The following is a 20,146-nucleotide window of genomic DNA, read 5'->3' as shown; positions in this document are numbered from 1 at the left end:
CGGTCGGTCAAGGGCAGTATTCAAGGGATCTCATCGCTTCGATGGGCCCGGCGCGGCCAGCGCTGATCTCGACCTCAGGATGAAGTGGAGCCGAATGTACGCGGACGAAGCGACCGTGCTGGAACTGACGGCGCTCCTCAAGGCGCACGGTGTTCGGAACATCGTCATCTCGCCGGGAAGTCGGCACTACGCCTTCACTCGGACGTTCGAGGCCGACCAGGATTTCACGCTCCATTCGGTGGTCGACGAGCGGTCGGCGGCCTTCTTCGCCCTGGGCCTCATCCAGGCGACCGGGGCGCCGGCCGCGACGATCTGCACGTCCGGCACCGCGGCGTTGAACTACGGATCCGCGCTGGCGGAGGCGAATGCCCAGAACCTGCCGCTCGTCGCGATCACGACCGATCGGCTTCCGGAGTTCCTCGGGCAGATGGAGGACCAGATGGTCGATCAACGCGGCCTGTTCGGTGGCAGCGTCCGGTACACGGCCGAGCTTCGGCCGATCACGAACGAGCGCGACCGTTGGTACTGCAATCGGGTGATCAATGAGGCGCTCATCGCGGCCAATGAGCGCGGCGGCGGACCAGTGCATCTCAACGTCCCGATCGAAAGCCACAGCGGCGTCTCGTTCACGGTTCCGCGCCTCCCCCCGGTCCGCGTGATCACGCGCCATCGACTCGAGGACGGAGCACCCGACTGGAGTTCGCTCGCCCGTCGCCTCGCGGGTCGACGTGTGCTCCTCGTGTGGGGACAGGGACCACGCCCGAGTGAGCACACGCGTGCAGCCCTCGCGCGATTCGTCGCGGCCTTCGACGCGACGGTGATCGCCGACCACCTCGCCAATCTCGATACCGACGCCCGCGTCGGGAACCCCTTGGCGTTCCTGCGCGTCGCGAACGCGCATCCCGGGCTCGGGCCCGAAGTCGTCGTCACGGTCGGCGGCAACCTCGTGTACAAGGACGAGCTCAAGGGGTTCCTCAACAGGTCGACGCACGAGCACTGGCGCGTCGATCCCGACGGTGCCGTCGCTGATCCGTTCCGGTCACTCACCGACGTGATCGCGTGCCGACCCGAGGAGTTCCTCGAACGCCTCGCCGCGGCGAACGACGCGCCATCGGCCGGCCGGGGCTATGCGGACCGAATGCTGAAAGCGTCCGGATCGATCACGCCACCGCCCTCGGAGCACGGCGAGATGGCGGCAATCGGCCGCCTGATGGCCGCGCTTCCGCCGGCGAGCTCACTCCACATCGCGAACAGTGCTCCGATCAGGATGGCGCAACTCCACCCACTCGACCCATCGATCGACGTCTTCTCCAACCGCGGCGTGAACGGCATCGACGGATGCCTGTCGACGGCGATCGGTTACGCGGCCGCGACGGACAAGCCGAGCTTCGTGATCATCGGAGACCTCACGTTCTTCTACGACATGAACTCGCTCGGGATCCGCAACCTGCCCCACAACCTGCGCATCCTCCTCCTCAACAACGGCGGGGGAGCCGTGATGCACATGCCATTGCCCGCGTCGTACTCTCCGGTGGCCGGCCGCCATGTCAGCGCTGAGCACGCGCTGACGGCCCGAGGCTGGGTGGAGTCGCTCGGCATCGAGTACTCCCAGGCCGACACGTCCGAATCGACCGCCGCCGGGATCGAGTGGCTCACCGACCCGAGCTCCCGTGATGCGCGAGTGCTCGAGGTGTTCTCCGACAAGCTCACTGATGTCGCACAGCTCAAGGGCTACTACGCCAGCCTCACCGGCGGAGGGGCGCGGCCGACCTTGTACTTCAGGATCCGCCGCCTCGGCGGAAAGGTTCTGCGACGATTCGGCCTGCGATAGGGCTCGCGGGTTCGATCCAACTCTGGGACGAGGGAGCACATGGGAACGGTCAGGACATTGGCGCGTCGCGTGCGGACGCTCGTGGGCGGCCAGGCGAAGGTAGCCATGGCGCGCCCCTACGAGATCCGGCGCGATGCGCCCCCGGAGCTCGACGGCCAGATCGCGGTCGTGACTGGCGGAAGCGGCGCCATCGGTCGGGCGATCTCGCTCAGGCTGGCGATCAGCGGCGCAGAGGTGCACGTCCTCGGTCGCACGACGACCGCCCTCGAATCGGTCGTCGGCGAGATCCAAGGGCTCGGGGGTACCGCTCGAGTCGCCCAAGTGGACCTCGAGGACGACGACGCCGTACTCGCGTTCTTCGACGCGCTTCAGCGCGTCGACATCCTCGTCAACTGCGCGGGCGGCAGCGCTCGCGGCGACCATGCACCGGTATGGGACCAGTCGTTCGAGGTCATCGATCGGATCCTCGCCGTCAACCTCCGCGCGGCGATCGGTTGCGTCCGTGCCGCGTCGCCGAAGATGATGGCGCAAGGGTCGGGTCGCATCATCAGCGTCGGTTCGGTCATCGGCGAACGCGGCAAGGCGCGATTCGCCGACTACGCGGCCGCCAAGGCCGGCCTGGTCGGGTACATGAAGTCGGCGGCCATCGAGCTCGGCGCCCACGGCATCACCGTCAACGTGGTGTCACCCGGCATAGTTCCCCGCGGTATGCCGACGCATGACGAGTTGGAGCGCGTCAAGCGCACGAATGTGCTCGGCAGAATCGGTCACGAGGAGGACGTCGCCGAGGCGGTCGGCTTCCTCGCAAGCCCGCGGGCAGGATTCATCACCGGTCAAGAACTCGCTGTCGACGGCGGGAGGTCGCTCGGTCTGCGCGGTGACTCGTGATCGTGCGGTGACCAGGCCAGCCCGTGGCTTCCGCCCGATGACACGTCACCCCCCGGTCGAGCCGGCGTCGGTCACGCCGACATCCGCCCGGCTGAAGTTCTGGAACGACCGCGACGCGGTCGGCCCGCGTTGCCCCTGGTAACGCGACGAGTATGCGGGCGACCCGTAGGGCCTCTCGCTCGGCGAGGACAGGCGGAAGAAGCAGAGCTGCCCGATCTTCATGCCCGGCCACAGCTTGATCGGCAAGGTGGCGACGTTGCTCAGCTCGAGCGTGACGTGCCCGGTGAAGCCCGGGTCGATGAAGCCCGCGGTCGAGTGCGTCAGCAGGCCGAGTCGGCCGAGCGAGCTCTTGCCCTCGAGCCGCGCCGCGATGTCGTCGGGCAGCGTGACCTCCTCGAACGTCGACGCGAGCACGAACTCGCCCGGGTGCAGGATGAACGGCTCGTCGGGCCGCACGTCGATGAGGTGCGTCAGCTCGGGCTGGTGCTCGGCCGGATCGATGAACGGGTACTTGTGGTTGTCGAACAGCCGGAAGTACCGGTCGAGGCGCACGTCGATCGACGACGGCTGGACCATCACGGGGTCGTACGGCTCGAGCTTGACGCGCTCGCGCTCGAGTTCGGCCCTAATGTCGCGATCCGAGAGAAGCACGCTGCCAGCCTAGCGACGCGGCTTCGGCGGTTGCGGGTGGGTGTCGCGGGCGGGGCGGATGTCGCGACCCGCTCCGATGCGGGACCCGACCGTGCGACGCTTCCCGCCGGTCCCGTAGCGACCCCCGCGCCTTGCTACGATGGTCATCGCTGCATCCCCGGATGTCGCACGCCGATGTAGTTCAATGGTAGAACTTCTGCTTCCCAAGCAGACAGCGCGGGTTCGATTCCCGTCATCGGCTCTGTGTGAATTCCCCGATCAGACGCCCTTTCTATGCTCCGCCAGTAGGCGGGCAATCCCACCTTCCGCACGGAAACAGTCCACGCGGATGCACCTCGATAGGTTCGCCGGACTGATCAGGGATTTCGTCTACTGCGTAGCCGCGACTCTCGATTGCAAAATCGCTCTCGTAGTCACTTAATAGTCACAAATTCGAGCGAACCCTCCGCCTCAGCGGCCGTCGCCGACGGTCATGCGCCTCGACTCATCGACTCGCCCGCGGTGCCACACTGGCCGCTGTGACCGTCGAGTTCGAGTGCCGGACGCACGTGCCCGCCGGCGTGCAGGAGGCATTCGACCGCTCTCGGAGCATCGACCTGCACATGGCGTCCATGTCGGACTCGCGCGAGCGCGCGATCGCCGGCGTCACCGCCGGCCTGATTAGCGAAGGCGAAGAAGTCACTTGGCGGGCATGGCATTTCGGGGTGCCGATCCGAATGACCAGCCGCATCACCGCGATGACGGCACCGGGGTACTTCGTCGACGAGCAGGTGCGCGGCCCGTTCCGCTCGTTCCGCCACGAGCACGAGTTCCAACCGGACGGGTCCGGCACGCTCATGATCGATCGCGTGAAATTCGACGCTCCACTCGGACCGCTCGGCACGATGGCAGAACGGGTGATCGGACCCTACCTGCGCCGTCTCATCGAGAAACGCAACGCTCACATCGCAGAAACTGACATTATTCGACCAACTTGAGCGAGGTCAGCCGCGCTGCCAAGTAGTCGTCCCCTGCGGGAATCTCGCAGGTCCAGCGATACCGGGCGTCACCACGGTACGAACCGACGAGCTCACCCACTACGAGCGGATACCGATCGTCGGGACGCTGCACGACCACGTTCTCCACAATGAACGCGCCTGAGATTCCCGGGTGACCTGACGCCATGGCGGCACGGCCGCACGCCGCAACCAATTCTTCGCGGGGACCCTCATATCGCATCTCGTTGTCGCTCGACCAGCAACTCGACAGTACGAGGGCGGATGCAAACGCCACCGGGCAGGTTATCGACACGAGGAACGGGCGGTGCACATCGCGCACACTATCAACGGCCTGAGGGGTATGGACCCTCGGACTGCGGCGCCTGACCCCATTGGGGGGGCTGGTCGTCGTCGCCATTGTGGTGAAGCGCGCGATAAGCGTCTCAACAGTTAACCGTCGAAACATACTCGGTTGCGGGCATCCCCACCCCGTCTGAGTTCGAGCGAAAGTCTCGACGTGGCCCGAGGGCTCGCTCGAAACTCCTCGGAGCGCGCCCGGTCATCCGTCGTGGTCGGAGTCCGGTTCCTCGACCGGCTCGAAGCGGGTGAGTGAGGCGGCGAGGTTGAAGCCGGGGCCGGCTGCGAGGCCGACCTCGCAGGCCCATTCGTACTGCATCTTTCCGTCGAGCGCGAGCGTTCCTTCGACGTCGCCGGACCGCGCGGCCTCGGTGGCGGGAACGGTCGCATGCACGTTGTCCTCGTCGACCCAGCCGGCCACCTCGACGGCGAGGTCCACGCACATCCAGACCTGCTTCTCGTTGGTGTCATCGTCGTAGTCGACGGTGACCGGTTGTTGAACCGGGCTGCAGCCCACGAGGCAGCTCGTGGCCAGCACGACGACTGCGAACAGGCAAGCAACCGGGACCGACGTGCTCATCCCAGGCGCCGACCATCGAAGGTGTGCAAGTCGGCCTCCATGGTCTTGTCCTCGACGCCGACCGTCACGGTGCAACTCCACTGGGGCGAGATGTCGCGTTCGACTCTCGTCTGCGCGGTGATCTCCCACTGCCCAGGCCCGGTCTCCTGCAACCGCACCTGATCAACCGTCAAGAGGCCAGTTGCGTTCTGGATGTCGTTTCTCACTTGGAACGCGGAGAGGTCGGCACACGCGGCGACCTTGCCGCGATGAGGCCCGTATTAGCTCACCACCAGATCACTCTCACCCCAATCAGGAGTACAGCCGGACAGAGCGAGCGCAGCAAGGAGGACAAGCGCGCCACACGCAGCGCCGCGACCGTAGATAGACGAGATGGTCGCTCGAGCGGCCACCGTGAATCCCCTCACGCCGAAAGCCGCGCGACAAGTGCGATGGTGCCTGCCACGACTGCGCCAGCGAGCACAAGGGTCACCGCAGTCAGGATCGCACCGGCAGGACGTGAACGCCGGATCCAGGCCGAGACCGCAAGGCCGAGGAACACCATGGCCAGCGCCGCGAGGCAGACCAGTCCACCAACTCGCGCGATCACCGCGGCGCCGTCTGCCCCCAGCACTGCGAAGAAGTAGACGGCCAGCACGGTGACCAGTGCGAGCACGAAGAACGCAACGGACGCGACGCTCACGAGCAAGCCCCACGGCTCGACCTCAGATTGCGTACGGCGACGATCTGCCAGCTCGGACACGAATCCGTGAGGGATCGCGACGTCGTCGGGCATGATGCTCAACTGCCGGATTCGTGCCTCATCGGCTCCTTCCTCCGCGAGAAGGTTCACATATGCTGCTCGCTCGGTGCGGCTCGACCGGGGCAGGAAGAACTCGTACCGGCCTGCCTGATCGGGATGACCGGTCTCACGGTAGATGCGCGCGATCGCGTGTCTGAGATCCTCATTGCCCGGATCCTGAAAGAGGTGCTCGCGCAGCAGATGCCCAGCCTCGCGCACGCGCCCCGCGAGCGCGAGAGAACGTGCTGTTTCGATCGCGGCGGATGGGTCAGTTCGCACCCAGCAATTATCCGCACCGTGACGGAGATCAGCGACTCACCACTCGGAGCCCCGAGGCGGCGAGAGCGCGCCCGCGGAACTGCATCGCCGTCATCTAGGCACGCGTGAGGCAGTCGGTCGCCGGCACTGTCTCGCCGTCACCGCTCGGCGCAGTCAGCCCGGCAGACTCAGAAGATTGATTGCGGCGCGCTTCTGGATTTCGCCTGGCAGGTCGAGTTCTGCCATCAGGACGAGCGCTAGAAGGCCGGACGTCACCCATTCAAGCCGGAAGATGTCGCCGTCGCCATCTTCACTTCCGGTGTGCGCGAGCCCGTTGCGGGCAAGAACAAGGCGGCGCGCCCAAACCTCGATGTCATCTATCAGCGCCTTCACGGCGGAGCCGTCGGGCACCGATGCGAGAGCCCGCAGACGCTCCCGAAGGCTGGGACCGTTCCGGAGGTTCGCTTTCACCCATCTGCGGTCATCCTCGTCATCAAGTGCCGCAAGCACCTTGCTGCGGAGCGAAGCGAAGTGTTCCTTCGACATCGACGTTGCATCGCCATAGAGGGAGCTGTGGAGCGCCTCGCTCGCGATTGCATTCATCAGCAGTCGTGTCTCGGTGAAGCCCGGCCTCGAGTACTGCAGCCCGAAGTACACGTTGCAGGCGGTGGAAGCTTTGCTGCGTATGCGCATCCAGTCAGCGATGAGTTGGTCGAACGGAAGGTCGTCGCAGGTGAATCGGAACTGATGGAAGGGCACCGCGGCTGCCTCCGGTTCGGCGGTGTGGATGCGTCGACCGTACGATTCGACCTCTATCGGCAGCTCGCTGGTCGAGCCATCCGCGTTCGGGTGCTCACGACGATCCGTGTGGAACAAGGTCGCGCTGATAAGTCCAGAGGGTTCACCCGAGGCGAGCGTGACGAGATCCATGATCTGCAAGATCAGTTCGTCGAAGCCGTTGGCCGACGTCGGCGAATCGGGTATCAAGAAGAGGTAGGCGGTGATCTCGCTGGACACGACATCCTGCTCCCGCGTCTGTGTCAGCTGAAACGGTTGCGCGTGGGAGCGAGCCTGAATCGTCCAGCCGTCGACCGCCACCGAGAGCGGTTCTATTGCCCTCACCGACGCCACGTACGTCGTTTCCCGAAGGTCCGACGTCCGGTTCGCGGCGGGGAAGGCCAACCAGTTCGTAAGATTCTCGATCTGGACCCGGGCGGAACGAAAGGCCGGCTCCGTTTGTCCAACGTGGGCGCCGATCAGCACTCGATGAACATGCAGGCGATGGAAGAACTGCGGACGCGAGAAGAAGCCGCCGCGCGTCGTCAGGGTGAAGCAATCCAGGAGCGTGGCCGGCTTCCCCAACGCATGCCCCAGGATCACCGGAACTCGGCGGAACATCCCAGCCCCGGGCGACTCCCGGATGACGAGGTCGAAGCCACCTATCAACTCGAGCCGAGACTCACCGTCCGGCTCGACAACGAGGCGGCCCGGAACTTTGTCTTCCGGAGCCTCGGGCAACCACCAATGACCGTGCCACTCCATCGCGCTCATCACGAGCACCAGTCTGTGCGGCAGTTTGCTACCACCGCGGGAGGCGCGAGCGCGAGGCTTCGGCCCGATCGAACGCAGGACCTTCAGCGATGCACAGACGATTCCTCAACAACGACGCCCTCAAAAGGGATCAAGCACGCTCACGCGATGACGAACGGATTGCAGCTTGCCAATCGGCACGAAAGCGACTCGTGGCATTGGCCACTCGCCGTTGATGCGGCGGACAAGGACACGCTGAAGTGCGGCGATCAGGTTGAGGTCGACCCATCCGAGGAACTGACCGGCTCCGACGCCAAGGACCCAGCCGAAGAGCAGCCAAGCGATGAAGCCGACCGGGATGACGATCCAGAGAAGCAGCCCTCGGACGACCAGCAGCGCGAAGACGCTGATGCCTCCGAGCGCTGAGGATGCCGCCTCCTTCATGCCTCGACCCTATCGCTCACGTCAGTAGCGACGAGCCGGGCCACCGCGCTTCGCGCCTATGCGGGGACACAGCTCCTTTTTCGGCACGGCGCACTCGGTCGGCCTCATGTCAGACTTCCGCCATGCAACCAGACGGTCGCGCTGTCGGCCAAGCCCTCGCCGAGCGGCTCCGCCCGATCCTGCGGGAGCACGGCTTCCATCGCTTCCAAGGGCGTCACGCGTGGCGACGCTCCGAGCTGACCGTCGACCTGGTCTCGTTCCCTTCCATGACCTCGTGGGTTGCCGCGGGCGTCGGCTGCACGACCTACTCCTTCAGTGGTGCCGTTGGGGTCTACTACCCCGCGCTGGATGCCTGGGGTCCCGTCGAGTGGCCGCGGGACTACCGGTTGAGCTTCCGAGGCGTGCTGGGAAAGAGCATTCAACAGCCGTGCTTCCATCCATATGGGGTCAACGACGGAAGTGACCGAGCCGACGTGTGGTACGTCCTTGAGGACGGGAGCAACCTCGTCGACGTCTTGGACGACGCGGTCGCTACCCTTCTCGCGCAGGGTCTGCCGTTCATCGACCGACTCGACGACCCGCAGCAAGCTCTGCATGCACTGCTCCACGATGAGGGGCGGAACCCTGACTTCAGGACCCTCGGCCTCATGCCCGGAGCACTCGGTTCGCCTCGGAATACCGAGGACACCGCCCGGCTGAGCTCGATCCTCGGCTGAATAACGCAGATCCAATGCGCAGGCGAGAATATTGCCATCCCGGTGACGGGCGGCGCAGCGACGCCGCTCGCGGTGCACTCAAGTACATCCCATCAACTCGGTCAGTGCCCGGTTGGGGCATCGGGCATCGAGGCGTGATCGTGATGCCGTGTCGCGACCATCGCCTGGTCCGCGGCATTAGCCTCCAGATATGCGTTCGCTGGGTCGCCGCCGCGGCGGTCACCATACGCGCGGGCTTGTGTTGCTGCTCGTAGTGGTGACCGGACTATCGGGCTGCGTCCCAGCCCCGCCGATGGCCTTCCGCCTCGGCTCAGACGGCCGGCTCGATGTCGGATCTTGCGTCGATGTGAGCGAGATCAGCGGTGCCCGCGTTGACCTTCAGCGGTACGTGGCCCCCTGGGCCTACGAGCATGACGCCGAAGCGGACTTCGAAGAGGCCTTCGCCTCACCGGTTTCCATGAATGAGGGGCAATTCCTCTCATTCGGTCGTGGTGAAGTCGAGACCGGCAATCTCGATCTGAGCGGTGATAAATGGAATCGGGTCGAGGTCACCCTTGTCGGTGCAGACTTCGATCTCGTCGATCAAGTCAATCGCGACCAGCTCGTGGTCGACGAATGGATATGGAATCGCGACCAGGTGGCCGGCGCCGTCCGACCCTGCGACGAGCCGACGACAGCGATTCGTACCGGATGACATCCGAACCATCCGTTCGGAACTTCTCGACGCGATTGGTTTGATACGCAGTGGCTGGCCGATCGATGTCGCAACTATGGTGAAGCGAACGATGAGGGGACGGCAGGGAACGCCGGCTCAAATCCGGGTTGCGCGCATCCAACGCAGGCAGGACGGAGCTCGTAGTCACTTAATAGTCACAAAATCAACATCACGTTGCTTCACTCAAGTTCACACTTCCGCGTTATTCCGGGGCTCGTGAGCCCGAGTGAAGCCGAGTGAATCACTACTGGATAACTTCTGCTTCCCAAGCAGACAGCGCGGGTTCGATTCCCGTCATCGGCTCCTGGTGAAAATAATCTGATCAGATCCTGTTTCGGTCGCTAGATCGACGTGCGTCGATTCGATTTGTTTCATCGCGTCAGGGTTTCCTCACGGTTAATAGTTCGACTTGTTCTCGTGAGCAGGACCACGCTCAACACTGCCGAGCAGCGAGTCTTCCTGCCGAGAGATGCAGCCGCAGCATCCTGCTCTGGCCCAGGTCCAGGCCCAGCCCCGACCCCGAACGGGCGACGATGAGCCTCCGAACAACCCGGGGGCGCAACACTCACCAACCCGCCGTTCGCGGTTGCCCCCGACGGTCGGACCTATGCCAGCATGAGCGCAATGACAGCGTCAGACGCCGCACTTGTCATCGCGACGATCGCCTCTCCGATCGTCGCGATCGTGGGCGCGGTCATCGGTTACCGCGTAGCTGTTCGAACCGCAACGATCGCGAAGACTACCGCCGATGCCGATCGCGAGTCCGAACGTGCGGCGGCCGACGCCGATCGGGAGTTGGAGCGGCAGCGCCTCAGCGCGGAATCAAGCCGGGAACAGACGAATTGGTACCTGCAGCAACGGCGCGAAGCGTATGTCCAAGTCCTGTCCTACCTCGTCGGACTCCAGCGGAGGATGATCCCGAGCGAAGACAAGCCCGGCGAACTGAGGGAGTTCGAGGTGGGGATCGCGGATGCATTGCCCGCGCTCAATCTCTTCGCGGCGGAAGGCGTGCCCGAACGCCTGTCGAACATGCTTGAGAAGGTCAAACTGTACCGGGACCTGTACGAGAGCGGGCAGATCGACTTGTTCGTCGAGGCGCCCTACGTTTTGGGCGGCCTCGCCACGGAACTCATAGACCTGATGCGGAACACGATGGGGACGGATCCGACCGCACTGTAACTGCCCTTGGCCCGAGCTCCCGCTTACGTACCCGATGACGAGAACACCAATGAGTGCCACGCTTCGGGCAAGGGGCTCGATTATGGGCCCACGGTTTTGCCGAGTTCACCCCGGCTCCCTGTGGTTCACATTTCGCAGGATTCCGCGGCGCGTGAGCCCGAGTGAGTCATCGTGAACCGGCACTTAGGAACTACTGCTTCCCAAGCAGACAGCGCGGGTTCGATTCCGGTCATCTGCTCTTCGCAAAATGGCCTGATCAAACGCTCTTTCCGTTCTCGCGCAGCGAGCGCGCGATGCCTCCGATCGCCGGAGATCGCGTGGAAACAGTCCACGCGAACACGCCCCACGCCGCCACCGCCGTCCGTCGCCGCCAGTCGTGAGACCGACCGTGAGACCGACCGATCAGATCGCCCGCACCGCGTTGTTGCGTTTGTCATGCGTGAGTTCGGCGCGGCCGAGCAGCTCGAGCAGTGGCGGAAGATACATTCCGAATCGGCCCCGGTAACCCTTGCGGAGTCCGTACCATCCGCCGACTGGGTTGCCGGGATCACGTCCCCACGCTTCCACGCTGCCGGGTGCGGCGGGCTTCTGCTCGTCGGCCGCGCCGAGTGGTACCCAATCGGCCTGCTCGCGAAGCCAGGTGTCGAGGTCGTCGATCGCGCGGAGATGATACTTCAGCGTCGTCGAACCGACTTGGCACACCAGCGCGGGAGGGTCGGCCGTCTCGTCGCGGTACATCGTGTACGTACTCGTACCCGGCGCCGTCGTCAGTCGCCAAGGATCATCTGAGGTTCCACTGCCAGACATATCGACTCCCCGAATGCATCGCTGGTGCGAGCGTAGGCCAGCAACGTGATCACGAACAGTCCCAAACGGGGTCATTCCCGCGGTCGGGGCCAGCCGCCGAAGGGGCTGCGCCGCGTGACAGGCTAGGGTCCATGGGCACGCAGCGGCGCTTCCGGGCCACGGTCATGGTCGACCGTCGCGGGCGGACCATCGTGCCGATCCCATTCGACCCGGACGAGGCGTGGGGGATGAAGCCACGCCACCCGGTGCGGGGGTCCGTCGCCGGCTGCTCGATGCGCGGCAATATCGAGAAGCACGGGGACGGACCCGCGCTGACGCTCGGACCGGCATGGACGCGAGTCCCATTGCGGGATGGCGCCGAAGTGGACGTCGTGCTCGAGCCCGAGGGACCGCAGCGCGCCGACCTCGCGCCGGACATCGCGGCGGCGCTCGACGCCGCACCGGATGCCGCAGCGTTCTTCGACTCCCTCGCGCAGTTCTACCGCAACGCGTGGCTACGGTGGATCGACTCGACCAAGCGCAACCCCGAGCAGCGTCCCGTGCGGATCGAAGAGATGGTCCGGAACTTGCAACAACGACGCAAGGAGCGGCCGTAACCACGCGCCCCCCTCGCCGCCGCTGCGGTGATTTGGATGTGTCGCACTCAGGCGCGATCCGCGACAGGGGGCGACTCACGCTCCGGCCGCGCCAGAGCGCGCGCGTCGGTGGCCTGGACCGGGATGAGATCTGCGCAGGGGCTTCATTCGCCCGCACGCTCGTCGTATGTTGGTGCGCATCTGTCACGGCCAAAGCCGCCTCAGGTTCCCTGCTGACCTTCCCGTTTGGAGACCCGACCATGCTGAAGAAGATCCTCGCCGGCGCCGTGATCGCCGTCGCCCTGCCGCTGACTGCCGTCGCAGGTCCGGCAGTGCCGACGTGTCCGTCACTCCGATAGTCGACTGCTCGACCGCGTCGGTAAGGCAGGGCATCGCCGATCTGCAAGCATCCGTCGCGACCCTCACGATCACGGGCCAGAACGCCGAGAAGGACCGGGCGATGCTTCAGGGCAAGCTCTCCGCCGCCCTCATCAAGATCGACGAAGGAAAGCCCCTCGATGCGGCCTCGAAGCTGACCGACTTCAACAGCCGCGTCATCCAGCTGCGGGACGCCGGCAAGATCTCCGCCACGGACGCCACCGCGCTGATCACCACCGCGGACTCCATCGTCGTTTGCTTGGGAGGCACCGCCTGAGCGAAACGCGCACTCGAGTCAAGCCCAGCCCTGCAGAGCGTGTGACGGCTGGCACTGGTCGGTCAGTCGTCGGGTGGGCGACGCAGTCGCTTGAGGTCCGTGCGCCGCCTCTTCGCTTCCAGGCGCCGTTCCTTGGCGCCGCGACTCGGACGCGTCGGTCGGCGCGACGGTGACGGCGGCCGCAGCGCCTCGGCCACGACCGCGGCGAGCCGAGCACGCGCAGCATTCCTGTTGCGCAATTGCGCGCGGTGCTCGGATGCGGTGATCGTCAGTGCTCCGTCGACAATGCGACTGTTCAGTCGCTCGAGGAGTCGGTCCCGCTGGATTGGAGAGAGGACGGCCGAGCCTGCCACATCCCACACGAGTTCCGCTCGGGAGTCTGCGGTGTTGACACCTTGCCCGCCGGGACCGGATGACCGCGAGAACCGCCAAGACAGTTCCGACTCGGGGATCGTGAGCCTGGAGTCGACCCGAAGACCGGGCCGGTGCGGAGCTGGCATGGATCCATCATCCTCTTGCGCTCGAGAGGCTCGTGCGGAACTGCAGACGCGTGCGCCGAATTGGATAGCGCGCGGCCGGCCTCACCGCGAACGCATCTCAGCAGCATCCAGTTGACGATCGCTTTCAAGGGGGGCCGTAGCGCTACGGAAGGCGACCTCGCGTTCTTGCGATTGGTGGCCGGCGGTCACCCGAAGCGTCGAGCCCCGCGAACAGAGTCGGCAGACCTACCAGACGGTGCCGCCGCCGACCGAGATGCCGCCCCACGTCAGCGCGATGAAGATCGCGGCGAACACGACAGGCGCGATGCCCTTGCCGTTGCGCGCGAGTCCCTTGAAGAGGGCGATCACGGCGAGGATCGCGGCGATGATGGAAAGGCCGCCGCCCAGAATCAGCCCGATGAACAGTGGAATGGGCATGAGCACGAGACCGGCCAGTGCGACCCAGAACGCGGCCCAAGCAGTCGGGTTGGAGGGGCGTTCGACGGAGGAGGACATGCGTGCATTATCTCGTGTCCGCGGCATGCAGCTCGTGAGACGCGGCGCCCGCGTCAGCGGAGTCGAGGGGAATATCCCCGCGTCGTGCGACCAACGATGTCAGAACGCCCATGCGTGGGCGCTCTCCGCATTCTCTTCCGGACCGTGGGCGACTGGTGATGTCCCGTAGGCGCGGTCGTCGCCTCGCCCGAATTGCACAAGTGAGCACACTGCTCCCGTGCTAGGAGGCGTGCTGCCCTGAACCCAGACGGCGAATGGTAGGCACCGACCCGCACCCGTGGCAAGCGAGAAAGGGATGACGCCGGCCGACGATGGCGACACGGCGGCGTCAGTGCCAGTGTGACTTGACGATCATGCATGCCCACCGCAGGGACTCCGGGCGAACGGACGTCCGTCGATGACGCCACAGCACGACTGACTCGCTGACGGCGCCGACATTTACGTATTACACTATTGCCATGACCAAGCGCGAGACGATCAATGGTGTGCCTATCACCGAGGAGCAGATCTCCGAGTGGGTGGCCGAAGCCGAGACTGGCTATGACATCCAGGCGCTGAAGAAGCGCGGACGCGGTCGACCGGGCCGCGGTGCTGAGCCGTCGCAGGTCGTTGCGCTGCGTTTGACCAGTGACGAACTCGCCGCCCTGGATGCCCGCGCTGCACGCGAGCACAAGACACGATCGGAGCTCATTCGCGACGCACTGGCCGCGTACGCCGCGTGAACGTCCACGATTCGGCACTCAAGCACGGCGTCAACCCCGCGGACGCAGCGCAGGCAGCCTCATGGCCCCTCTGGATCGAGGACCTCGACGAGGACTCGCCCGCCAGGCAACTCCGACTCGGATTCGATACCCGAGGTCGATTGCTCGAGACGGTCGTGCTGGTCTTCGACAGTGGGAACGAACTGGTGATCCACGCGATGAAGGCACGACCGCAGATGCTCGATCTCCTTCCGTAGACAGCGAACGGGATCCCTCAGCTTCTGGAGACGCGGACGTTTCCCGGCGGCGTGATCCTGACCAGGTACGAGATGCGGACCTGAGCACGATTCCTCCGGCTGTGTGGATCACCACTGGGCGGCATCCATCGTCACGTCGACGCCATGATCCACACGCCGGCTCACGGTTCATCGGTCAGGCGCACCTTCGAGAGGAAGTACTCGACGATCAGGTCGTCCAGGTCCTCGCCGGATCCGAGCAACGTCGGGACAGCCTCGACGGCGTCGGCGGTGTACGCCTGCCAGTGTCCACCGGCGAAGAAGACCGTCCCGAGCACGACGCCGTCATGATCGGTGTCGCCGACCCTGACGATGTACCCGACGTCATCCGATAGCGGGAACGCCGTGATCGCGAGCGCATCCTCCGCGGTGTACGTGCGTGGTGCAGTCATCCCACTCGCCCCCTAACGGAGCGGCCCGCCGAGGTCGCCCCACGCCGACGTCGCGAGCCGGCGCTGCTTCCGTCGTTCCCGCTCGATGGGATCGACCTGGTCAGGCCAACCGGTCATGACGGAAGTCTGCGGCCCCGCGCCTCGCCTCGCAATGACCTTGCCCGGCGATGCACGCCGCGATCGCCGCACCGAGGTCCCGCGGCCCACGTCAGGCCTCTCAGGCCGGATCGCCACCGAGGTCACCGAAGAGGAAGCCGCCGCGCTGTGCGCGCTCGCGGCGCTCCCGCTCCATCGGATCCAGGTCGTGGCGCTCGCCGGCGTCCCCGAGCGACGAGGAATCGTCCTCCGCGTGAACGCGAACCGGGTCGGCCAGCTTGCGGAGCTGTTCCGTCGCCGCATGTTCGACCACCGCCGGCACGAAGTCCCGTACCGTCGCGCTCTCCAGTCGGCGGCGCTCGTCACCCACGACGCGGCGGACGTACTCGGGGGACAGGGTAGGAAACCGCGCTGCAAGCCGGTCGCTGACCCGGTCGAGCGCCTCGTTCTCACCAAGCGCATCCATGACTCCATGCTCCGCGGAACCCGCGCCGGCGCCAATGACCGGACGGTGAACGTCAGCTGAACTGTCCCTGATGCCCGTGATCGCGTCCTGACCGTCGCCTCACCATTGGAAGCCGCCCCAGTGGTGCGCGTGATGGTGGTCCAACAGGTGGCCGGCCTTGGTCTCGGCGATGCGGTCGGAAGGTGCTCGTCGAGCGTGGTAGAGCGCATAGCCCGACAGCAGGAGCATGCCCCACGTCGGTGCCGACGTCTCGAGGTGGGCGAGCATGCCGAACACGAGTCCGACCCCGGTGGCGGTGATGCCGACCACCACCTGGCAGAAGACGATCACCTCGATGTCGTCGTCCCGTCCGAGGTACAGGTACATCCATGTCGACCGCGTGCTCGACGTCGCCGCCCCACCCGCTGCGGCGAGGGTGATCACGAGGCCGCTCAGGATCGGCAGGGCCTGGACGTCGAGCGAGTCGGCGATGAGCGCGGCGATGGCTGAGGCCACGCCGAGGCCCGCGGCGGTGAGCAACAGCCCGCGAATCGTCGCCCGATGCCGGCTCAACGTCCACAGCGCGGTGAACAGGAGGCTGCCGACCGCGGTGAGCGCGACGATGTGGTGCAGGGCCTCTGATTTCTGCCCGTGCAGCGTCGCCCCGTGCACGCTGTAGAAGCTCGTGCCCAGGGTGATGGAGAGGAACAGGATCTGGGTGATCAGGAACTCCCGGACCCAGGGGTACTTCCGATCGGGCCGCATCTTCAGCGCCGCGAGGATGCCGACCGATCGGCGCGGGACCGCGGGGCCGGAGCCGGTCGGGCGGATGGGGAGCAGGGCGAGCGCTGCCACCGCCATCGCCGTGATCCCGATCCAGAGGAGCGCGACGTGCGCATCCTTCCCGTTCGGGTCGAGGAAGAACGTGCCCATGACGACAGTGATGGCCAGCGTGAGGACCGCACCGCCCGTGCCCTGCACGACACTGATCGCCGATTTCTCCGCGGAGGCGAGCGATGACGACATGACCTCGATCCTGGCGATGGATGCCACGCCCCCGAGCACCCCGAGCACCGCGGCGACGAGCCAGAGCCCGTTCAGCCACTCCTCACCCACCAGCGTGATCCCGATGCCGGTGATCGCGAACACCGTCGCGATCAGGGTCAGGAGCAGCGCGAGCGACCTCGCGACCGACCGCAGGCCCAGGAGGCGAGGCGCCATCACCACGCCGAACAGGTTGGCCGCCGTGTAGGTCGGGAAGATCAGTGCTGCGGCGAAGGGACTCCCGCCGAACGCGATGCAGATGAACGGGAGCACCACGGCGACCGCCGTGAGCTGATTCGCGACCGCGAAGCTCACGCTCTCCGCGGCCGCGGCGACGAAGTTCCGCCGAGTGGATGGCGCGCTCACCACAGCCCCACGGTACCGGGGGCCACGGCGAGGCGTTCAGTTCATCGGCCGAGTGCGTCGAGCTGGAACGCGGTGCCGGTCACGATGAGGCGGAGGTCGGTGCCGGTTTGCAGGATGGCGCGTTCTGGTTCACGGGTGGCGCTCCTCTTGGGTGCGGAGGTCGTCGAGGTCCTCGAGGACGTCGAAGGGCGATTCGATGTCGCCGCGCCAGGCCTCGATGCCTTCGCGGACGGCGAGGGCGGCGACGACGAGCGCGGCGATCGAGTCGGCCCATTGCCAGCCGAACAGGCTGTTGAGGAGCAGCCCGATGAGGACGGTGCCGGAGAGGTAGATGCACAGCACGAGCTGCTTCGCGTCGGCCTGCACGCTTCGGGAGCCGAGCTCGCGCCCGGTGCGGAACTCGACCCATGCCAGCGCGGGCATGACGAGCAGGCTCGCCACGGCGATGCCGATGCCGACCGGGCTGTGCTCGACCTGTCCGACGCCGGCGAGGTTCAGGATGGCGTCCACGCTCACGTAGGCGGCCAGCGCGAAGAACGCGATTCCGATCGCCCGCACGGTCGGCTTCTCCCAGCGCTCGGGATCCTTGCGGGTGAACTGCCACGCCACGGCAGCGGCGGAGGCGACCTCGATCACGGAGTCCAGCCCGAAGCCGATGAGCGCGGCGGATGACGCGGCCGCACCGGCTGAGATGGCGACGATCGCCTCGATCACGTTCCAGGTGATCGTGACGCCGACGATGAGCCGCACGCGTCGGTGCAGCGTCGCCCGTCGCTCGTGAGTGGGAGTCGTCGCGGCGGTCAACGCACGGCCTCCGCAGCCTCGCAGCAGCCAGGCACTGCACAGGCCGGATCCGCGCACGGGATGCCCTCGTCGACGGCGAGCGTGACGTCGACGAGCGCGCCGAGCGCGACAGCCAGGTGCGGATCGGCGATCTCGTACCGGGTCTGTCGGCCCTCGGGCTCGGCCACCACGATCCCGCAGCCCCGGAGACATGCCAGATGGTTCGACACGTTCGTGCGGGTCAGTTCGAGGTCTCGAGCCAGCTGCGCCGGGTAGCCGGGCGCCTGCAGAAGCGAGATCAGGATGCGCGAACGGGTCGGGTCGGCCATCGCCCGACCGAGGCGATTCATCACGTCGATCCGTGACACGAGGGTCAGCATGTGATGACTATACAGCGATTACTGACCAATCGGCCATGCCCGCGATCGCCGCTTCAGTCCGGCTGGCCGAGGGGCGCGGTGCCCGTGCCCGGAGGCACGGTCTCGACGCTGAGGAGCACCTCGCGTCCGAGCGCTCCGGCGACATCGACGGTCATCACCGGGCCGACGCCGGGTGCGTAGAACTTGTACTCGACGACGTCGGGCTCGATGCTGCTGGTGTCGCGCGTCGTGACCACGTCGTCGAAATGGCCGAACGGGACATCCACGAGCTCGGTCGTCCGCATCACCTCGCCGTTGTCCTCGGCGTGCCCGCGATAGTACTCCTGCCGATACTGCTGCCCGGGCTCCGGATGGGCCGGCATGACGACGCCGGCCAGTGCGCCGTCGACACCCGCCTCGAACGACCCCTCGGTCGTTGACACGACCCCGTCCTCGAACTCGGCCGTCTCCTCACCGAGGTACCAGATCGCGCCATCCTTGTCCTGGGCGTACCAGTCGAAGGTGTCCTCCACGAGTTGCTCGTCGCAGAACACCGAGTCGCGCACCACGCGCGCGGTGACGCCGTTCGCGATGTCCTTCGTGTCCGACGTGACCGTGACGACGACGCTGCATTCGGTTCCGTCCTCGTCGACCTCGCGGTAGACGCTCCTCGTGCCCGGAGACATGGGCCAGTACGGATTGTCGATCTCGGTCGTGAAGTCGGCGGGGTCCAGCGAGGTCGGCTCGTCGCCCTGGGGCAGCGCCGGCGTCGTCGTCGAGTCCGCACCTGTCGACGCGCATGCGCTCAGCATCAGCACCGTCGTCCCGAGCGACGCGATTCCGACGCACCGAGCGAGGATTCCAGTTCTCATGATCCAGCCCTCCGTTCGTGCCACGGGCTGCCATGAGCATGCCCCGGCCACGCTGACGCCAGCCTGAATCCGCGTGATCACCGCGCGGAGCCGGTGCGACTCGTCGCAGCCTGGATCCCCCAGGCGATCAGGCCGCCGACCGCTCCGATGAGGGTCCCGGTCACGAGCCCGCTCGGGATCGCGGCGAACCTCGGGATCACCGTGCCGAGCTGACTGTCGCCGACGCTCGGGAGGTCGCCGGCGAACGCGGCATCCCAGAGCAACTGGTGCGTGATGACGAGCATCGCCCCGAAGACGACGCCCGTCACGAGGAGCGTGAGGAAGGGATTCGGCACCTTGGCGAGCAGTGCAACCAGGATCCACGCCACCACCGGACCGATGGCGAGGAGCCAGGTCACGGGGTCCGCCTCGTCGACGATGTGCAGGTCGTTCAGGATGACGCGAGGCACGCCCAGGACGGCGAGGCCGATGATCGCGAGGAACGGGATGCCCAGCGCGTGGCGGCGGGCGACGGGTACTGGTTCATGGGTGGTTTCGTAGGTCATGCCCGGGACGGTACGCGTCGACCCGTTCGGGTTCGTCCGCTCCCGGCCGACATCTCGGGTCGTTCCGAGGCGACATCTCGCCGCCGTCCGTGGTCGGCGCGGCCGTCGATCGCTGCGGACGCGCGTCCTCATCCGCGTCGTGGAGCATCAGGACGCATGAGAGACCACTTCGTAGAGAGCGATTGGCCGGAGCGGGGAGCGGGTCTTCGCGCTCGTCCCCTCGATCACACGGATCACGACGAGGTCGCGGAGCTGCTCGGCCGCGGCAGGGCCGACAACCCGATGCAGGTCGCAGTCCACGGCCGGGA

General features: G+C 66.2%; 26 protein-coding genes and 2 tRNA genes. 12 read left to right on the top strand and 16 right to left on the bottom strand.

Features of this window, described 5'->3' with window-relative positions:
- Positions 1-115: 115 nt before the first annotated feature.
- Positions 116-1,831, top strand: a complete 1,716-nt coding sequence (gene menD / locus ACFQ58_RS02680; RefSeq protein ID WP_376949262.1) for a 2-succinyl-5-enolpyruvyl-6-hydroxy-3-cyclohexene-1-carboxylic-acid synthase — start codon at positions 116-118, stop codon at positions 1,829-1,831.
- Between the two features lie 39 nt (positions 1,832-1,870).
- A complete protein-coding gene (locus ACFQ58_RS02675) occupies positions 1,871-2,719 on the top strand; it encodes an SDR family NAD(P)-dependent oxidoreductase (protein ID WP_376949260.1) in 849 nt (282 codons plus the stop codon).
- A gap of 45 nt (positions 2,720-2,764) precedes the next feature.
- On the opposite strand, the gene dcd is transcribed toward ACFQ58_RS02675, so the two are convergent.
- Positions 2,765-3,370: a dCTP deaminase gene (gene dcd / locus ACFQ58_RS02670; protein ID WP_376949258.1), complete on the bottom strand. Its 606-nt coding sequence runs from the start codon at positions 3,368-3,370 to the stop codon at positions 2,765-2,767.
- A gap of 170 nt (positions 3,371-3,540) precedes the next feature.
- Between dcd and ACFQ58_RS02665 the strand changes: the two genes are divergently transcribed.
- Both ACFQ58_RS02665 and ACFQ58_RS02660 read left to right on the top strand, forming a co-directional pair.
- Positions 3,541-3,611 (top strand) — tRNA-Gly (locus ACFQ58_RS02665).
- Between the two features lie 277 nt (positions 3,612-3,888).
- Positions 3,889-4,347 (top strand): cyclase, encoded by a 459-nt coding sequence (locus ACFQ58_RS02660; RefSeq protein ID WP_376949256.1) that lies wholly within the window; start codon positions 3,889-3,891, stop codon positions 4,345-4,347.
- Positions 4,348-4,906: 559 nt separating this feature from the next.
- Here the strand turns inward: ACFQ58_RS02660 and ACFQ58_RS02655 are convergent.
- The 5 genes from ACFQ58_RS02655 to ACFQ58_RS02635 all read right to left on the bottom strand — a co-directional run bounded on the left by ACFQ58_RS02655 (position 4,907) and on the right by ACFQ58_RS02635 (position 8,297).
- Positions 4,907-5,284, bottom strand: coding sequence for a hypothetical protein (locus tag ACFQ58_RS02655; RefSeq protein WP_376949254.1), 378 nt, complete (start codon positions 5,282-5,284; stop codon positions 4,907-4,909).
- A complete protein-coding gene (locus ACFQ58_RS02650) occupies positions 5,281-5,490 on the bottom strand; it encodes a hypothetical protein (protein WP_376949252.1) in 210 nt (69 codons plus the stop codon). Before ACFQ58_RS02650 ends, ACFQ58_RS02655 begins: the two co-directional genes overlap by 4 nt.
- A 197-nt stretch (positions 5,491-5,687) precedes the next feature.
- Complete coding sequence (locus ACFQ58_RS02645; RefSeq protein WP_376949250.1) at positions 5,688-6,344, bottom strand: DUF6584 family protein; 657 nt, start codon at positions 6,342-6,344, stop codon at positions 5,688-5,690.
- A gap of 153 nt (positions 6,345-6,497) precedes the next feature.
- Positions 6,498-7,874 carry a HEPN domain-containing protein gene (locus tag ACFQ58_RS02640; protein WP_376949248.1) on the bottom strand — a complete coding sequence of 459 codons (1,377 nt, stop codon included), beginning with the start codon at positions 7,872-7,874 and terminating at the stop codon, positions 6,498-6,500.
- A gap of 120 nt (positions 7,875-7,994) precedes the next feature.
- On the bottom strand, positions 7,995-8,297 hold the full coding sequence (locus tag ACFQ58_RS02635) for a hypothetical protein (RefSeq protein WP_376949246.1): 303 nt from the start codon (positions 8,295-8,297) through the stop codon (positions 7,995-7,997).
- Between the two features lie 122 nt (positions 8,298-8,419).
- On the opposite strand from ACFQ58_RS02635, the gene ACFQ58_RS02630 reads away from it, so the two are divergent.
- The 4 genes from ACFQ58_RS02630 (at position 8,420) to ACFQ58_RS02615 (ending at position 10,907) form a co-directional block, all read left to right on the top strand.
- Entirely contained in the window at positions 8,420-9,013 is a 594-nt protein-coding gene (locus ACFQ58_RS02630) for a hypothetical protein (protein WP_376949244.1), read from the top strand.
- Positions 9,014-9,203: 190 nt separating this feature from the next.
- Positions 9,204-9,707 carry a hypothetical protein gene (locus ACFQ58_RS02625; protein ID WP_376949242.1) on the top strand — a complete coding sequence of 168 codons (504 nt, stop codon included), beginning with the start codon at positions 9,204-9,206 and terminating at the stop codon, positions 9,705-9,707.
- Between the two features lie 252 nt (positions 9,708-9,959).
- Positions 9,960-10,031, top strand: a tRNA-Gly gene (locus tag ACFQ58_RS02620).
- A gap of 321 nt (positions 10,032-10,352) precedes the next feature.
- Positions 10,353-10,907 carry a hypothetical protein gene (locus tag ACFQ58_RS02615; protein WP_376949240.1) on the top strand — a complete coding sequence of 185 codons (555 nt, stop codon included), beginning with the start codon at positions 10,353-10,355 and terminating at the stop codon, positions 10,905-10,907.
- Between the two features lie 402 nt (positions 10,908-11,309).
- Here the strand turns inward: ACFQ58_RS02615 and ACFQ58_RS02610 are convergent, their stop codons facing one another.
- Positions 11,310-11,714 carry a DUF6855 family protein gene (locus ACFQ58_RS02610; RefSeq protein WP_376949238.1) on the bottom strand — a complete coding sequence of 135 codons (405 nt, stop codon included), beginning with the start codon at positions 11,712-11,714 and terminating at the stop codon, positions 11,310-11,312.
- Positions 11,715-11,845: 131 nt separating this feature from the next.
- Here ACFQ58_RS02610 and ACFQ58_RS02605 point away from each other — a divergent pair, with 131 nt between their 5' ends.
- Together ACFQ58_RS02605 and ACFQ58_RS02600 are read left to right on the top strand one after the other, a co-directional pair.
- Positions 11,846-12,310 carry a YdeI/OmpD-associated family protein gene (locus ACFQ58_RS02605; protein ID WP_376949236.1) on the top strand — a complete coding sequence of 155 codons (465 nt, stop codon included), beginning with the start codon at positions 11,846-11,848 and terminating at the stop codon, positions 12,308-12,310.
- Positions 12,311-12,629: 319 nt separating this feature from the next.
- A complete protein-coding gene (locus tag ACFQ58_RS02600; RefSeq protein WP_376949234.1) occupies positions 12,630-12,944 on the top strand; it encodes an FIMAH domain-containing protein in 315 nt (104 codons plus the stop codon).
- A gap of 62 nt (positions 12,945-13,006) precedes the next feature.
- On the opposite strand, the gene arfB is transcribed toward ACFQ58_RS02600, so the two are convergent.
- On the bottom strand, positions 13,007-13,444 hold the full coding sequence (gene arfB / locus ACFQ58_RS02595; RefSeq protein WP_376949232.1) for an alternative ribosome rescue aminoacyl-tRNA hydrolase ArfB: 438 nt from the start codon (positions 13,442-13,444) through the stop codon (positions 13,007-13,009).
- A gap of 225 nt (positions 13,445-13,669) precedes the next feature.
- Entirely contained in the window at positions 13,670-13,939 is a 270-nt protein-coding gene (locus ACFQ58_RS02590; RefSeq protein ID WP_376949230.1) for a hypothetical protein, read from the bottom strand.
- 458 nt (positions 13,940-14,397) lie between these two features.
- Here ACFQ58_RS02590 and ACFQ58_RS02585 point away from each other — a divergent pair, with 458 nt between their 5' ends.
- Positions 14,398-14,661, top strand: coding sequence for a ribbon-helix-helix protein, CopG family (locus ACFQ58_RS02585; RefSeq protein WP_376949228.1), 264 nt, complete (start codon positions 14,398-14,400; stop codon positions 14,659-14,661).
- Positions 14,658-14,897, top strand: a complete 240-nt coding sequence (locus tag ACFQ58_RS02580; protein WP_376949226.1) for a toxin — start codon at positions 14,658-14,660, stop codon at positions 14,895-14,897. The genes ACFQ58_RS02585 and ACFQ58_RS02580 overlap by 4 nt, the downstream gene beginning before the upstream one ends.
- Before the next feature lie 161 nt (positions 14,898-15,058).
- Here the strand turns inward: ACFQ58_RS02580 and ACFQ58_RS02575 are convergent, their stop codons facing one another.
- The 7 genes from ACFQ58_RS02575 to ACFQ58_RS02545 all read right to left on the bottom strand — a co-directional run bounded on the left by ACFQ58_RS02575 (position 15,059) and on the right by ACFQ58_RS02545 (position 19,838).
- A complete protein-coding gene (locus ACFQ58_RS02575; RefSeq protein ID WP_376949224.1) occupies positions 15,059-15,328 on the bottom strand; it encodes a hypothetical protein in 270 nt (89 codons plus the stop codon).
- 217 nt (positions 15,329-15,545) lie between these two features.
- Positions 15,546-15,890 carry a three-helix bundle dimerization domain-containing protein gene (locus tag ACFQ58_RS02570; protein WP_376949222.1) on the bottom strand — a complete coding sequence of 115 codons (345 nt, stop codon included), beginning with the start codon at positions 15,888-15,890 and terminating at the stop codon, positions 15,546-15,548.
- A gap of 99 nt (positions 15,891-15,989) precedes the next feature.
- A complete protein-coding gene (locus ACFQ58_RS02565; RefSeq protein WP_376949220.1) occupies positions 15,990-17,282 on the bottom strand; it encodes a hypothetical protein in 1,293 nt (430 codons plus the stop codon).
- Positions 17,283-17,408: 126 nt separating this feature from the next.
- Positions 17,409-18,083: a cation transporter gene (locus tag ACFQ58_RS02560; RefSeq protein ID WP_376949218.1), complete on the bottom strand. Its 675-nt coding sequence runs from the start codon at positions 18,081-18,083 to the stop codon at positions 17,409-17,411.
- The gene (locus ACFQ58_RS02555; protein WP_376949216.1) at positions 18,080-18,442 is read right to left on the bottom strand and encodes an ArsR/SmtB family transcription factor; all 363 of its coding nucleotides are present in this window, start codon (positions 18,440-18,442) and stop codon (positions 18,080-18,082) included. Before ACFQ58_RS02555 ends, ACFQ58_RS02560 begins: the two co-directional genes overlap by 4 nt.
- Positions 18,443-18,495: 53 nt before the next feature.
- Positions 18,496-19,293, bottom strand: a complete 798-nt coding sequence (locus tag ACFQ58_RS02550) for a hypothetical protein (protein ID WP_376949214.1) — start codon at positions 19,291-19,293, stop codon at positions 18,496-18,498.
- 77 nt (positions 19,294-19,370) lie between these two features.
- On the bottom strand, positions 19,371-19,838 hold the full coding sequence (locus ACFQ58_RS02545) for a hypothetical protein (protein WP_376949212.1): 468 nt from the start codon (positions 19,836-19,838) through the stop codon (positions 19,371-19,373).
- Positions 19,839-20,146 lie beyond the last annotated feature (308 nt).

Source organism: Agromyces sp. NPDC056523, assembly GCF_042794545.1.
GTDB lineage: Bacteria > Actinomycetota > Actinomycetes > Actinomycetales > Microbacteriaceae > Agromyces.
This window is presented reverse-complemented; position numbering and strand designations above follow the sequence as displayed.